Here is a 14528-nt window from a genome sequence, read left to right on the forward strand (position 1 = left end):
GTCAGTTTCCTTGTGCGGCAGGGGCGGGCGCAATGGCCCGGTCGAAAGGTTCCAGGGCGTGGCGCAGGCTGGCCCGGGACAGTTCGCCCAGGTGGCTGCCGACCAGCCGCCCGTTGGCGTCGTAGAACAGGGTGGTGGGCAAGGCCATGGAGCCGACACGCTGGGCCAGCAGGCCGGTGCCGTCGAACAGCACGTGGGTCAGGCTCAGGCCGGTGGTGGCGAGGAAGGTGCTGACGTTTTCCGGGGTCTCGCCCTGGTTGACGAACAGGAAGGTCACGTGCGGGTAAGCGCTTTGTGCCTGTTGCAGCACTGGCATCTCACGCCGACACGGCGGGCACCAGGTGGCCCAGATGTTGATGACCAGCGGCTTGCCGCGGTAGCTGTGCAATGCCACGGCCTGGCCGCCGGCGTTGCGCAGGCTCAGTTCGGGCAGCTCGGTGCCTTTGCTGTACAGGTGGCCGCCGAGGCTGGCCAGGCCCCAGAACAGCGCGCCGCTGAACAGAGCCCAGCCTAGCGGGCGGCGCAGGCCGGGGTGGCGCCAGCCCTGCCACAGGGCTCCGAGCACGATGCCGGCAAGGCCCGACCAGAACAGGAAGCCGCCGTCACGGATGTCGATGATTTGCAGCGGGTCGTCCTGATACATCGGCCAGTAGGCCAGCACGAAGCCGGCGCGGGCACACAGCAGGCCGATCAGGAACAGGTTGAACAGCGCCGATTCCGGGCTCTCGCCGCCACGTCGGGCGACCCACCAGCCGACCACGCTGGCGATCACCAGGGCGGTGAGCATCAGCAGATGGTTGAGGGCCATGGTCAGTGGCCCGAGTGTTACGGTCAGCATCAGCCTTGGCTCCTGGTCTGGCCCCAGTGTTGCTGGAACGCTGCTGCGTCCACCTCACCGGTGATGCGCCGCGCGCGGCGTTCTTCACCTTCCGGGCCGATCCAGATGATGCTGGGCGGGCCGGGTACCTGGTAGCGCTGCAGCAGGGCCTTGCTGGCCGGGCTGTCGGCCGTCACGTCCAGGCGCAGCAGGTGTACGCCGGCCAGGCCGGCCTGTACGTCGCTGCGTGCGAACACCTGTTTTTCCATGACTTTGCACGACACGCACCAGTCGGCATAGTAGTCGAGCATCACCCACTGGCCGCGGGCCTTGGCCGCGTCCAGCTCACGTTGCAGGTCCTCGGGGCGGCTGACGGTGACGAAGCTGTCCTCGGCATGCTGGCCAGCGGCCGCTGTGCTGCCACCCCCGGCGAACGGGCGTAGTGGCTGCCAGAGGTCGTCGCCGCCTGCTGCCGCACCGACCAGCAACAGGCCGCCCCACAGCGCGCCCAACAGCGGTACGGCGCGCAACGCCGGCAGCCGCTGCAGGGCTGGCCAGGCAGCCCAGGCCAAGGCGATCAGCCAGGCGCCGCTCAGTGCCAGCAGCAAGGTAGCAGGCAGTAGGCTGCGCACGGTGTACAGCGCCATGGCCAGGAACACGAAACCGAACACCCCCTTGACCCGGTTCATCCACGCACCCGGGCGCGGCAGATAACGGTTGCCCAGGGTTACCAGCAACAGCAGCGGCACGCCCATGCCCAGGCCGAGGCTGAACAGCACCAGCGCGCCTTGCAGTACGTCACCGCTCTGCGCGATGTACAGCAGCGCACCGGCCAACGGCGCAGTCATGCACGGGCCGAGCAACAGGCCGGACAACGCCCCGAGCAACGCCGCGCCATACAGGTTGCCGCCACGGGTACCTTGCCCGGCGCGGTCCAGGCGGTCGCGCAGGGCGGCAGGCAGTTGCAGTTCGAAGACGCCGAACATCGGCAGTGCCAGCAGCACGAACAGCCCTGCCAGGCTGCCCAGCAGCCAGGGTTGCTGCAGCCAGGCCTGCAGGCTGGCACCCAGCAGGGCAGCAACCACCCCGAGCCCGGCGTACACCAGGGCCATGCTCAGCACATAGACCCCGGCCAGCAGCCAGCCGCGCCGGGCACTGGCGCCATTGCCCAGCACCAGCCCGGCAAGGATCGGCAGCATCGGCAGCGAGCAGGGGGTGAAGGCCAGCAGCAGCCCAAGGCCGAAGAACGCCAGCAGGCTCCAGGCCAGGTGGCCTTGCTGAAGGCCGCTGGCCAGGGCCTGGTCGCTGGCTTGCTCGGCGGCGGGCGTTACGCTGCCACCCAAGTCGATCGAGGTGGTTTGCGGCGGGTAGCACAGGCCGGCATCGGCACAGCCCTGCCAGCCCAGGCGCAACTGACCCTGGGCGTTGGCAGGCAATAGCAGTTCAAGCTGGTCGCGGTACACCGCGCTGTCGCCAAAGAACTCGTCGTGATGGTTGAGTGCCGATGGCAGTTGCGGGTGTTGCTCGGTGGGCAGGCCATCGAACTTCAGGCGCTTCTGGTACAGGTAGTAGCCCGGCTTGATCTGGAAGTACAGGCGCATCTGGCCGTCGGCCTGGCGGTCGTGGGTGAGCACGAAGGCTTGGTCAACCGGCAGGAAGTCTGGTTTCACATCGAACGGGTTGGCTTGCAACGGGCCGGCCAGTAGGAGTGTGAGGAAGAGCAGGAGAACGCGCATGTCTTCGCCTTGGCAGATCTGGGAATGGGGCCATGCTGGCTGGGGTTGATTAAATGAAGGTTAACGCGGGTGTTGGGGTTGGGGGTGAGTCAGGAGTAGTAAGAGTTTGTTCTGGGTTTGCAGGGTCTTTGTTGTTGGATTTTCGAGGGGGCGGTGTTGGAATTTTGAGGGGACGGCGTTGGAATTTTGAGGTGTTTGCCGGGGGATTTTCAGCGCCTGCGAGATCGAGCGCCGCCCGCGCGGCGCTTCGCGGGTAAACCCGCTCCTACGTTTGTTTCGGGCCAATTATTCCTGTGGGATTTGCGCGCGACCGCCTTGGCGCATGTCTCGATATCGCGTCGTACAAACAAGGCGGTCGCGCGCGACTGGTGCAGGAGGGACTGGCCCGAAACAAACGTAGGAGCGGGTTTACCCGCGAAGCGCCGCGCGGGCGGCGCTCGATCTCACAGGCGCTGAAAATCTCCCGGCGAACACCTACCAGGCGCTGAAAATCTCCCGGCGAACACCTACCAGGCGCTGAAAATCTCCCGGCGAACACCTACCAGGCGCTGAAAATCTCCCGGCGAACACCTACCAGGCGCTGAAAATCTCCCGGCGAACACCTACCAGGCGCTGAAAATCTCCCGGCGAACACCTACCAGGCGCTGAAAATCTCCCGGCGAACACCTACCAGGCGCTGAAAATCTCCCAGCGAACACCTACCAGCCGCTGAAAATCTCCCGCCAAACACCTACCCGCCAAAGCGCGAATTCCGCCCCTTGCCCTATACATACCGCGACACATTGTCGGCTTGACTTTGCCTCTACCCACCCAATTGCTGTAAAGTTGACGCCAAGGTCAGCTTTTCTCAAGCCAGGCCAAGAATCAAAAGAAAGGGCAGGCCCAACTGCCCAGAGGATCAAGCATGTCCAACCGTGATATTTCCCGGCGCGCCTTCCTGCAAGGCGGCCTGGTCGCTGGTGTCGGCGTGACCATGGCGCCACTTGGCAGCCAGGCCTTCGCCGCGTTGATGGAGGAGCGCGTCACCACCTCGCCACAGAAGTGGATGAACCACGACGGCAAGGCGCGTTTCCGTAACGATGCCTTGTCCAAGGTCTGCGGCGACAAAGTATTCGCCCGCGACATCCGCGCCAAGGACATGCCCGGCTGGCCCGCGCAGCAAGGTCATGCGCTGCTGCTCAAGGCGACCAAGGTCGACCGGATTTATGCCGGCCATGACCTCAGCCTGCTCGGCAGCGACCTGCAGCCGGATCGCATCGTCACCGCCGCCGACCTCGAACAGGACGGCATTGCCTGGCCCGAGGCCCATTCGCCCGACCCGCTGCTGCCGCCCGGCAAGGTGCCGATGTTCATCGGCCACCCGGTGGCGATCCTGATCTGGCACGACTTCGAGCGCTTCCGCCAGGCCAAGCGCAAGCTGCAGTTCAATCAGCAGGCGATCCGTTACGGTGCCCAGGCGCCGCTGTACCAGCGCGACCCTTATGGCAGCTTCCGCTTCGTGCGGGTGGGTGGCGCCACGCCGTTCGACGACGATGAGTTCTCCAGCCTGAAGAACTCCATGCTGTTCCCCACCATTCTCAACCGCAAGCCGGTGTGGTCGAAGCAGCCCAACCAGCACGGCGACCTGACCGAACAGGGGTTGTTCTACGCCAAGCGCATGGCCGAGCAGCTGGACAACCCGCCCGAGGACTGGCTGGTGTTCGACGAGCGCTACAAGACGCCATCCATCGAACCTGCCGCGCTGGAGCCGGACAACGGTAACGGCTGGTATGACCCGGCCACGGGCACGCTGCACTTCGTGGTCGCCACCCAGTGCCCGTTCGAAGTGGCGCAGGAATGCGTGCACATGATCAATCCGTCGCGCTTTGCCCTGAACACGCTGAACATGCACCCGGGCTATACCGTGGGCTATGGCTCAAAAGACAACAACATCTTCGTCTTCTATGCCGCGGTGGCTGCGCTTTACGGCGCCGGCGTGCCGATCCGCCTGGCCAACGACCGCTACGAGCAGTTCCAGAGCGGCATCAAGCGCCATGCCTTCGATATCCGCTACCAGTTGGCGGTGGACAAGAAGGACAACAGCTTCAAGATCTTCCGCGCCGACATGAGCTGCGACGGCGGCGGGCGCATCAACTACAGCCCGTCGGTGGCCGCCGTGGGCGCCACTGCTGCCCAGTCGATCTACTACATGCCACAGAACGACCTGTCGGTGACCGCCTACTACTCCCGTGGCGTCGAGGCCGGTTCCATGCGCGGTTACGGCACCCTGCAGAGCATGGCGGCCACCGAGATGATGGTGGATGAGATCGCTGGCCGCCTGGGGGTCGATGCTATCGACCTACGCCGCGCCAACGCGCTGAAATCGGGCATGAAGAACACCCAGGGTGCGGTCCCGGCCGGCGCCCTGCGCCTTTACGAGATCCTCGACAAGGCCGCTGTGCACGAGTGGTGGCGCAACCGCGAGGCCCGCAAGCAACAGATGGACGCCAAGGACCCGGACCACTGGTACGGCGTCGGCTTCGCCATCTGCCAGAAGGACTTCGGCACAGGCTCCGAGGCGCCGATGGCCAGTGTCGAGTTCAGCGCCGATGGTCGCATCAGCCTGCGCCACATCGGCACCGAGCTGGGCACTGGCATGTCCACTTCCCAAGCACTGGTGGTCAGCGACTTCCTTGGCCGTTCGGCCGACGAGGTGAAGACCGCGGTCACCGAATGGCCGGAGCTGCAGCTGACCACCAGCGGCAACCCCTACCTGATCAGTCAGCCCGAACAGGACGCCGCACTGCGCAACCCGCGCTGGGTCGGCAAGCTGGCGTCGCCGTCGTCGGCCACCAACTCGGCCTTCTACTTCAGCCATGCCACCCGCGAAGCGGCGCGTGTGCTGTTCAATCATGGGCTGTGGCCGGCGGCCATGGCGATCTGGAGCCAAGGCCCGCACGGCGGCCAGGCCAACCCGCTGGTGGTGCGCCGTGAAAATGCGGTGTGGGTCAACGGTGAGCTGACCGGCAACGGCCTGGCGCCGATTCCGTTTGCCCAGCTGGCGCAGAAGGCCCACGACATGGGGCTGGTTACTGGCGTGAGCGTACACGGCTTCAACCGCTGGAGCTGGGCCGAGGCCGACTTTGTCATCGATGGCGTGCGCGAGCGCTTCCCGCTCGATGCCATGGCGGTGAAATACGGCGATGGTGCGGTGAATGCCAAGAAGGCGCAGATGGGCAGCCATGGCTATCACCTGCTCGACCGGCAGAATGCAGCCTACCCCGACACCCAGCTGAACAACGCCATGGTCACCTACTACAGCCCGGTGGCGACCATCGTCGAGGTCAAGGTCAACAAAGGCACCTTGGAGACGCAGGTGCTCAACCACCACAGTTGGGTCGAGTGTGGCCGGGTGCTGGTGCCGGAACTGGTCAAGGGCCAGCTCGAAGGCGGTATCGCCATGGGCATTGGCCATGCACTGACCGAAGAAATGCCGTTGTACGAGGGTGGGCCCGGGGAGGGCGACTGGAACTTCAACCGCTACCGCCTGCCGCATGCGCGCGATGTGGCGGTGTGGCAGCAGACCAGCGAAATCCTCCCGCCGCTGTCACCGACCGACCCCTCCAAGGGCATCGCCGAAGTGGTGATGATCCCGGTCGTCGGTGCCATCGGCAATGCCGTCGCGCATGCCATCGGCAAGCGCGTGCGCGATCTCCCCATCACCCCAGCCCGTATCAAGGAGGCCCTCAATGGCTAACCGTCCACTGCAACTGACGCTCAATGGTCAACCGGTCGGGCCGGTCGAGGTCCCCGCGGACCTGGCGATGATCGACTACCTGCACGAACACCAGAACCTCACCGGCTCGCGCCTGGGTTGCGGCCAGGGCATCTGCCACGCCTGCGTGGTGATCGTCGACAACCCCGACGGCACCAGCGAAGAAGTGCGCACCTGCATCACCGGTGCGCATTACTTCGAAGGCAAGAAGGTTCGCACCATCGAAGGCCATGCCAAGAAAGACGAGGCCGGCAACCTGACGCTCAACCCGATCCAGCAGAAGTTCGTCGACCTGTTCGCCTTCCAGTGCAGCTACTGCGCACCAGGCTTCGTCAATGCCGCTACCGTGCTGGTGGAAACGGCCCAGCGCCAGCCGTTGAAGAAGAGCGAAGTGGAGGACCGCATCGAGGCCAGCCTCGGTCACCACATCTGCCGCTGCACAGGCTATGTGCGTTACTACGATGCCACCCGCAAGGTGCTCAACGATCTCGGCCTGGTCAAGGAGGGTTGAACATGGGCTTCGTACGTAGCGCCTCGGCGTTGGCCCTCGGGCTGGCTGTCAGTTCGTTTGCCTTGGCGGCCGACGATGCGCAGGTCAAGCGCGGTGAATACCTGGCCCGCGCGGCCGACTGCATGGCCTGCCACACCGCCGAAGGCGGCGCGCCGTATGCGGGCGGCCTGCCGATCCATTCGCCGTTCGGCACCATTTATGGCAGCAATATCACCCCGGACAAACAGTATGGCATCGGCAACTACAGCGCCGACGAGTTCTTCGCCGCAGTCACCGAGGGCAAGCGCAAGGATGGCGCCAACCTTTATCCTGCGATGCCTTACACCTCGTACCACCTGATCAAGCGTGAAGATTCGGACGCGATCCTCGCCTACCTGATGACCATACCGCCGATCAACCGCCCGGCACCGCAGACCGCGCTGCGCTTCCCGTTCAATGTGCGCATGGGGCTCAGCGGCTGGAACATGCTGTATGGCAAGAGCGTGCAACTGCAGCCGACCGAGGGTAAAAGCCCGGCCTGGCAGCGCGGCCAGTACATGGTAGAGGTCATGGGCCATTGTGGCGAATGCCATACCCCGCGCAATGCAATCGGTGCGCTGCAGCAGGACCAACGCCTGAGCGGCGGCCTGCTGGGTGGCTACCTGGCGCCAAGCCTGCTGGCCCAGGACCTGGCCGAGCGCGGCTGGACCCAGCCGGACCTGACCACCTTCCTCAAGCACGGCATCAGCGCCCAGGGCAGCATGTTCAACGAGATGTTCCCGGTGGTGCACCACAGCACCCAGCACCTGGAAGATGCAGACCTTGCGGCCATGGCCACCTACCTGCTGGGCGACCAGCCGCCGCCGGCCAAGGCTATCGAGTCCGTTGCCCTGGAGCAGATGAGCGACAGTGCCAAGCGGGGCCACCAGCAGTACCTGAACGTCTGCGCCGGCTGCCATGGGGTCGACGGCGAGGGCAAGCCGCACATCGCCGTAGCCATGCGCGGCAACACCGTGCTGCGCCAGGCCGACTCGCGCAATCTGGTCAAGGTGGTCCTCGAAGGCATCCGTGAACAGCAGTTCACCGGCTTCGAGCGCATGCAGCCGATGCCGGGCTTTGCCGACAAGCTTGATGACCAACAGGTGATAGATATGGTCAACTACCTGCGCCAGGCCTGGGGTGGATTGCCCGGCGACCTGAACCTACAGCAGCTCGCCGAGCTGAAGGCGGAGTAAAGCGTGCAGCATCTCGATCTACAGGTGATCCGTCAGGCTTTGCAGTGGTCCTGCAACGGCCAGCGGGTATGGTTGTGCACAGTGCTCGCCACCTACGGCTCGGCGCCGCGTGCGCCGGGTTCGCTGCTGGCGGTGAACGCCAGCGGCCAGTGGCTGGGCTCGCTGTCCGGTGGCTGTGTCGAAGACGACTTTCTCGAACGCGTGGCCCTGGGGGAATTCCCGGAGCCGGTTGCCATCGTGCGTTATGGCGACGGTAGCGACCCGCGTTCGCGCGTTCGCCTGCCGTGTGGCGGTGTGCTTGAAGTACTGGTGGAGAACCTGCCGGTTGAATGCGAGGTGCAGGCGCATCTGCGTGAGCTGGAACGTGCGCTGCAGGGCCAGCGCCGGATACTGCGTGAGGTGAGCCTGCCTACGGGTACCCGCCAGCTGTTCGATGACCATAGTCAGGGGCCACGGGTGGAACGGGAAAATGCCCGGGTGCGCTTGCGTGTCGGCGCCGCCCAGCGGCTGCTGCTGGCCGGTTATTCCAGCGTGGCGTATTTTTGCGTCGAATTCGGCAGGGGCATGGGGTTTGAGGTCATCCTTTGCGAGCCGCGTGATGAAGTACTCGACGGCGTAGTGCTGAATGGCATTGAGGTGCGCCGCGAGCTACCGTCGGAATTCATCGCCAATGGCGGTTGCCATGCCGACACGGCAGTGGTGGCATTGACCCATGATCCAAAAATCGATGACCTGGCCATGCTTGAAGCCGTGCGGACCGAAGCGTTCTACATCGGCGTGATGGGCTCCAAGGCCACCTCCGACAAGCGTCGCGAACGCTTGCAGCGAATTGGTGGCCTGGGTTGCGACGAGCTGGCGCGCATCCATGCGCCGATTGGCCTGAACCTGGGCAGCAAGACCCCGGCCGAGATCGCCCTGGCGGTACTGGCCGATATCCTTCGTGTGCGCAACGGCATCGAGCGGGCGGCGCTGTGAGCGTGGTTGCGCTGGTGCTGGCGGCGGGGCGCGGCACGCGTTTCGGCGCTGACAAGCGCCGGGCGACCCTGGCGGATGGCCGCAGTTTGCTGGCGCATAGCGCGGAGCGGGCACGGGCGGTGTTTGATGATGTGCGTGTGGTGTTGCGCGCGGGCGAGCAGGGCGGGGATTTCGGTTTGCCTGGCGGTTACCGAGTGATCGTCAGCCCGGATGCGGCAGCGGGCATGGGGCACAGCCTGGCGGCCGGGGTCGGGTCGTTGGGCGACAGCCAGGCACAGGCGGTGGCGATCTTGTTGGGTGATATGCCGTGGATCGAGTTGGCTACCTTGCGCCGCTTGGCCGAGGCTTCCAGCGCTTCGAACATTGTGTTGCCACGCCATGCCGGGCAGCAGGGCCACCCGGTGATTTTTGGGCGCGATTTCTGGCCGGCGCTGGGGCTATTGGCCGGCGATGAAGGGGCGCGGGCGGTGGTGCAGGCGCAGCGGGATTGTTGTGTTGTGGTTGAGGTGGAGGATGCTGGGGTGTTGCTGGATGTGGATACCCCGCAGGGGTTGATGTAGGGCCAAGGTGTTCGCCATAGCGTCCGCGGCGCCTGTGGCAGGTGTTCGCAGATGTCACGACGAACAACCCGGCCCCTCACCACACCCAAGCCGAACCCCCCACCCCCCACAAAAGGTCCATAATCCCCCCTTAATCCGCCCAAGGTGCAATAACAGCCACACCACTCCGGGAGCCCCACCATGCACGTTCTGCTCTGCGAGGACGACGACCTGATCGCCGCCGGCATCTGCGCCGGCCTCACCGCCCAGGGCCTGACTGTGGACCGGGTGGGTAACGCCGCTGCTGCGCGGGCGATGCTGCAGGCCGCGCAGTTTGACGTGATGATTCTCGACCTCGGCCTGCCCGACGAAGACGGCCTCAAGCTGCTGCGCCGCCTGCGCGAAAAAGGCGAGACGCTGCCGGTACTGGTGCTCACTGCCCGCGATGCCGTCACCGATCGTGTCGATGGCCTGCAGGCCGGTGCCGACGATTACCTGCTCAAGCCCTTCGATCTGCGCGAGCTGGCCGCACGCCTGCATACCTTGCTGCGGCGGGTGGCCGGGCGGGCGGTGAACGTGATCGAGCACGGCCCGCTGCGCTATGACCCGAGTAGCTGCGAGGCGACCTTGGCCGGCCAGCATGTCGACCTGTCCCGCCGTGAGCAGGCCCTGCTCCAGGCGCTGCTGCAGAACCCCGGGCGCGTGCTGTCCAGCGAGCAACTGAAAGACTGCGTGTATGGTTTCAGCGACGAAGTCGAGAGCAACGCCTTGAACGTGCACATCCACCACCTGCGGCGCAAGCTGGGTAACGGCATTGTCGAGACCGTGCGTGGCCTGGGCTACCGGCTGGGCCCGGCGCAGGCACCGCAAGAGGCCGCATCATGAGCCTGCGGGTGCGCCTGAGCCTGATCCTCGGCAGTGCCTTCGTGATCATCTGGGCGCTGGCCGCGGCGTGGATGCTGCGTGACCTGCGCCAGCAGATGATGTTTTCCCTCGACCAGCGGCTGGTGGCGTCGGCGCGTATGGTCGCCGGGCTGATCGACCAACTGCCGCAGCCGCTGACCGCCAAGGGCGGGGAGGCGCATTTTTCCGCCGACCAGTTCAGCGTACCGGATGGCATGGCCTGCCAGGTCAGCTCGCTGCGTGGCGAGATCCTCGCCAGCAACCACAAGCACGATGGCGCCATGGACGACGAGCGCAGCGGGTTTCGTGACCAGACCATCGACGATGCGCTTTGGCGCACCTTTACCTACAACCACGGCGATGTGCGCATCACCACGGCCGACCGGCACATGGAGCGCGAGGCGCTGAACCAGTCGATTCTGCTGGCGGCATCGGCGCCGGTACTGATGGCCCTGCTCGGCAGCCTGGGGCTGTTGTGGATCGGCCTTGGCAAGGGCCTGGAGCCGCTCAACCGCATGCGTGATGCGTTGCGCCGCAGGCGTGCGGACAGTGTCGAGCCGCTGCAGGTGGCGGGCATGCCCAGCGAGTTGCAGCCGTTGCTGGAGACCCAGAACCAGCTGTTCCTGCGCATTGCCCAGACCCTCGAGCGTGAGCGGCGCCTGACCGACGATGCCGCGCATGAACTGCGCAGCCCGCTGACCGCGATCAAGACCCACCTGCAGGTGGCGCGCATGACCGACGGTGCAGTGCGCGAGCAGGCGCTGGAGCATGCCGAGCAGGGCACCGACCGCATGCACCGTACGCTTGAGCAGTTGCTGATGCTGGCGCGGGTGGAAGGCAGCCTGTCGTTCGAGGATGGCGTGCAGTGCAGCGCCGAGCAGGTGGCCCGTCAGGCGGTGCAGGATGCCGGCGGCGGCGACAACCGGCGTATCGTGTTGCGTTTGCCAGAGGAGGCGACGCAAATCTACCTGGGGATGCCGGCACCGTTGGCGGTGGCAGCGCTGCGCAACCTGCTGGACAACGCCTTGCGTCATGGCGGCGATGAAGCCGTGGAGTTGGAGGTGCAGATGGCGGACGGCCAGGTGGGCTTCATGGTGCGTGACCATGGGCCAGGCATTGCTGAAGCGGACCTGGAGCACCTGACCGAGCGCTTCTGGCGCAATGGGCAGAGTGGTGGTTGCGGTTTGGGGCTGGCGATTGTGCAGGCGATCGTGCAGCGGTGTGCCGGTAGCCTGCGCTTTGACAGCCGTAGTGACGGCTTGCGGGTCTTGTTGCAGGTACCGGCGCGTCCTGGGCATTGATGTTTATCGCCTGTGCTGGCCTCTTCGCGGGTGAACCCGCTCCTACGGGCGGTGCGGTCTGTGGGGGTGGGTTTGCCTGTGCTGGCCTCTTCGCGGGTGAACCCGCTCCTACGGGCGGGTGGCGGTCTTTGGGGGCGGGTTTGCCTGTGCTGGCCTCTTCGCGGGTGAACCCGCTCCTACGCGGGCGGTGTGGTTGTTGTAGGAGCGGGTTTACCCGCGAAAGGGCCGGCACAGACAAAGATAAAATCGCGTAACAACCGCTAAATCCTCCCCCCACTCAAGCGTTTCCAAAGCGATAACCGCCCATCCGCTTGCTCGCGAGGATTTACCCATGTCCACCGCTTCCAGCCTTGCCCGGGTTGTACCGGCCAGCGTGCCGCAACCCTTGTACGAATTCACCGATTCGCCTTTGCTGCAACGCCAGCAACAGCAGGAATCCAACGCCCGCAGCTACCCGCGGCGCATCCCGCTGGCGCTCAGGCGTGCCCGTGGCATCCACGTCGAAGACGTCGAAGGCCGCCAGTTCATCGACTGCCTGGCCGGTGCCGGCACCCTGGCCCTGGGCCACAACCACCCGGTGGTGGTCGAGGCGATCCAGCGGGTGCTGGCTGACGAGTTGCCGCTGCACACCTTGGACCTGACCACCCCGGTCAAGGACCGCTTCGTCCAGGACCTGTTCGGCATCCTGCCCGAGGCGCTGCGCCGCGAGGCCAAGGTGCAGTTCTGTGGCCCGACCGGCACTGATGCAGTCGAGGCTGCGCTCAAGCTGGTGCGCACCGCCACCGGCCGCAGCACCGTGCTGGCCTTCCAGGGCGCCTACCATGGCATGAGCCAAGGCGCGCTGAGCCTGATGGGCAGCCATGGGCCGAAGCAGCCACTGGGGGCCTTGCTCGGCAACGGCGTGCAGTTCATGCCTTACCCGTACGACTACCGCTGCCCGTTCGGCTTGGGCGGCGAAGCCGGGGTCAAGGCCAACCTGCATTACCTGGAAAACCTGCTGCTCGACCCGGAAAGCGGCGTGCCACTGCCGGCGGCGGTGATCCTTGAGGTGGTGCAGGGCGAGGGTGGTGTGATCCCGGCCGATATCGAATGGCTCAGGGGTGTGCGCCGTATCACCGAGCAGGCCGGTGTGGCGCTGATCCTCGACGAGATCCAGAGCGGCTTTGCCCGCACCGGGCGCATGTTCGCCTTCGAACATGCCGGCATCGTCCCGGACGTGGTCACGCTGTCCAAGGCCATTGGCGGCAGCCTGCCGTTGGCGGTGGTGGTGTACCGCGACTGGCTGGATACCTGGAAGCCGGGCGCACATGCTGGCACTTTCCGTGGCAACCAGATGGCCATGGCCGCGGGTTCGGCGGTGATCAATTACTTGGTCGAGCATCGCCTGGCCGACCATGCCGAGGCTATGGGGCTGCGCTTGCGCAAGCACCTGCTGCAGTTGCAGCAGGACTATCCGCAGTTGGGTGACATTCGCGGGCGTGGGCTGATGCTCGGGGTGGAACTGGTCGACCCACAAGGCCAGCCTGATGCGCTGGGCCACCCGCCGGCTAACCGCGACCTGGCGCCTAAGGTGCAGCGCGAGTGCCTCAAGCGCGGCCTGATCCTGGAGTTGGGTGGGCGACATGGGGCGGTGGTGCGTTTCCTGCCCCCGTTGATTATCAGTGGCGAGCAGATCGACGAGGTGGCGCAGCGGTTTGCCGAGGCGTTGATCGCGGCAGTCTGAACCATTGCCGGGGGCGCAAAGCGCCCCCAGGCTAACTCAAGTCAATCAAAGGTCCGCCCGGCCCGCCAATAACCCATCAGGGTCAGGCACTCTCGTTGCAGCCCGCGCTCCTTGATCAGATACCGGCGAATATCCATTACCGTCGCCGATTCCCCCGCGACCCAGGCATGGAACGCACTGCTGGAGCTACTGGCCTGTTCCCACAAGATCCGTGTGTCGATGTCCACTTCTTCCAGCTTCGCCCGTGGTGCGGCAGGCTCCTGTGGCAGGCTGGCCAGTTCGCGCACGGCATGCTGCATGGCCTGGCCATGCGCGCAGCCCAGCAGCTCGCGCGGCAGCCAATGCAGTTCGGTGGCATCGCCATGGCGCAGATCCAGGCAATCAGCTTCCAACGGCACCTCGATGAACGCCTGCACCGCAAGCTCGGGCTGGGTCTCTGCCAGTTGCTCAAGGATGCCGGCAATCGCCGGAAGTGCCGTTTCGTCACCCACCAGCAGTACGTTGCGCACCCCCTGGGGTGGCTTCCATTCATAACCGCCGGGGTCACCGGCATAGGCCAGGTTGGGCGCGACCATCTGCAGGCGGTCACCCACCTGGGCATGGCTGGCCCAAGCCGAAGCAGGGCCGTTGACGCCATGCAGCACGAAATCTACATCGACTTCCAGTGCTTCCCGACGCAGCGCGCGGATGGTGTAGGTACGCATGGGTGGGCGCTGTGCTGGCGGCAAGGCGCTGTGCGCAGTTTTCCAGTGGGCATCGGCGGGAAGTACAGGCAGCGAACCATCTGGGGCGGGAAAGAACAGCTTGACCCGTTGGTCGGGGGCCAGGGTGGCCATCTGGGCCACATCCGGGCCGGTGAACACCAGGCGTGCAAGTGATGGGGAAAGGGTGATGCGTTGCTTGAGCTGTAGGTCGAACAGGCGGTAGGCGCTGGCAGCCGGGCTGTGGCTGCCGACCAGGCGGCGCAGGCCTTGCTGGAGTGCCTGGGTGATGCGGGCGGGGCTGGACATGCGAAGGTCCTCTTGCAGGGCGGCTTTCTCGGTAAACGAGCCGCC

The 14528-nt window shown here is 65.5% G+C and carries 11 protein-coding genes; 8 read left to right on the plus strand and 3 right to left on the minus strand.

Going from position 1 to position 14528, the window contains the following annotated elements; all coding sequences use genetic code 11:
- Position 1: 1 nt before the first annotated feature.
- Together AC3RCM_RS08645 and dsbD are read right to left on the minus strand one after the other, a co-directional pair.
- Positions 2-838: a TlpA disulfide reductase family protein gene (locus AC3RCM_RS08645; protein ID WP_143999548.1), complete on the minus strand. Its 837-nt coding sequence runs from the start codon at positions 836-838 to the stop codon at positions 2-4.
- On the minus strand, positions 838-2553 hold the full coding sequence (gene dsbD / locus AC3RCM_RS08650) for a protein-disulfide reductase DsbD (RefSeq protein WP_492629521.1): 1716 nt from the start codon (positions 2551-2553) through the stop codon (positions 838-840). The genes AC3RCM_RS08645 and dsbD overlap by 1 nt, the downstream gene beginning before the upstream one ends.
- A gap of 904 nt (positions 2554-3457) precedes the next feature.
- Here dsbD and AC3RCM_RS08655 point away from each other — a divergent pair.
- The 8 genes from AC3RCM_RS08655 to AC3RCM_RS08690 all read left to right on the plus strand — a co-directional run bounded on the left by AC3RCM_RS08655 (position 3458) and on the right by AC3RCM_RS08690 (position 13473).
- Complete coding sequence (locus tag AC3RCM_RS08655) at positions 3458-6289, plus strand: xanthine dehydrogenase family protein molybdopterin-binding subunit (protein ID WP_492629522.1); 2832 nt, start codon at positions 3458-3460, stop codon at positions 6287-6289.
- Positions 6282-6818, plus strand: a complete 537-nt coding sequence (locus tag AC3RCM_RS08660; protein ID WP_003254265.1) for a (2Fe-2S)-binding protein — start codon at positions 6282-6284, stop codon at positions 6816-6818. Before AC3RCM_RS08655 ends, AC3RCM_RS08660 begins: the two co-directional genes overlap by 8 nt.
- A 2-nt stretch (positions 6819-6820) precedes the next feature.
- On the plus strand, positions 6821-8032 hold the full coding sequence (locus tag AC3RCM_RS08665; RefSeq protein WP_020193764.1) for a cytochrome c: 1212 nt from the start codon (positions 6821-6823) through the stop codon (positions 8030-8032).
- Between the two features lie 3 nt (positions 8033-8035).
- Complete coding sequence (locus AC3RCM_RS08670) at positions 8036-9007, plus strand: XdhC family protein (protein ID WP_064493222.1); 972 nt, start codon at positions 8036-8038, stop codon at positions 9005-9007.
- On the plus strand, positions 9004-9567 hold the full coding sequence (locus tag AC3RCM_RS08675) for a nucleotidyltransferase family protein (protein WP_014590244.1): 564 nt from the start codon (positions 9004-9006) through the stop codon (positions 9565-9567). Before AC3RCM_RS08670 ends, AC3RCM_RS08675 begins: the two co-directional genes overlap by 4 nt.
- Positions 9568-9747: 180 nt before the next feature.
- On the plus strand, positions 9748-10431 hold the full coding sequence (locus AC3RCM_RS08680) for a response regulator (RefSeq protein WP_004576176.1): 684 nt from the start codon (positions 9748-9750) through the stop codon (positions 10429-10431).
- Positions 10428-11750 carry an ATP-binding protein gene (locus AC3RCM_RS08685; protein ID WP_014590245.1) on the plus strand — a complete coding sequence of 441 codons (1323 nt, stop codon included), beginning with the start codon at positions 10428-10430 and terminating at the stop codon, positions 11748-11750. The genes AC3RCM_RS08680 and AC3RCM_RS08685 overlap by 4 nt, the downstream gene beginning before the upstream one ends.
- Positions 11751-12081: 331 nt before the next feature.
- Positions 12082-13473: an aspartate aminotransferase family protein gene (locus AC3RCM_RS08690; RefSeq protein WP_104886414.1), complete on the plus strand. Its 1392-nt coding sequence runs from the start codon at positions 12082-12084 to the stop codon at positions 13471-13473.
- 41 nt (positions 13474-13514) lie between these two features.
- Here AC3RCM_RS08690 and AC3RCM_RS08695 read toward each other — a convergent pair whose 3' ends face one another.
- Positions 13515-14483, minus strand: a complete 969-nt coding sequence (locus AC3RCM_RS08695; protein WP_064491659.1) for a siderophore-interacting protein — start codon at positions 14481-14483, stop codon at positions 13515-13517.
- Positions 14484-14528: the final 45 nt, after the last annotated feature.

This window comes from Pseudomonas sp. GW823-FHT05G12, from assembly GCF_058795575.1.

What these genes read in the sequence shown, in the direction of transcription:
- dsbD (WP_492629521.1), bottom strand. Translation starts at nt 2,553, where the DNA reads ATGCGCGTTCTCCTGCTCTTCCTCACACTCCTACTGGCCGGCCCGTTG.
- AC3RCM_RS08680 (WP_004576176.1), top strand. Translation starts at nt 9,748, where the DNA reads ATGCACGTTCTGCTCTGCGAGGACGACGACCTGATCGCCGCCGGCATC.
- AC3RCM_RS08645 (WP_143999548.1), bottom strand. Translation starts at nt 838, where the DNA reads ATGCTGACCGTAACACTCGGGCCACTGACCATGGCCCTCAACCATCTG.
- AC3RCM_RS08685 (WP_014590245.1), top strand. Translation starts at nt 10,428, where the DNA reads ATGAGCCTGCGGGTGCGCCTGAGCCTGATCCTCGGCAGTGCCTTCGTG.
- AC3RCM_RS08690 (WP_104886414.1), top strand. Translation starts at nt 12,082, where the DNA reads ATGTCCACCGCTTCCAGCCTTGCCCGGGTTGTACCGGCCAGCGTGCCG.
- AC3RCM_RS08655 (WP_492629522.1), top strand. Translation starts at nt 3,458, where the DNA reads ATGTCCAACCGTGATATTTCCCGGCGCGCCTTCCTGCAAGGCGGCCTG.
- AC3RCM_RS08660 (WP_003254265.1), top strand. Translation starts at nt 6,282, where the DNA reads ATGGCTAACCGTCCACTGCAACTGACGCTCAATGGTCAACCGGTCGGG.
- AC3RCM_RS08665 (WP_020193764.1), top strand. Translation starts at nt 6,821, where the DNA reads ATGGGCTTCGTACGTAGCGCCTCGGCGTTGGCCCTCGGGCTGGCTGTC.
- AC3RCM_RS08695 (WP_064491659.1), bottom strand. Translation starts at nt 14,483, where the DNA reads ATGTCCAGCCCCGCCCGCATCACCCAGGCACTCCAGCAAGGCCTGCGC.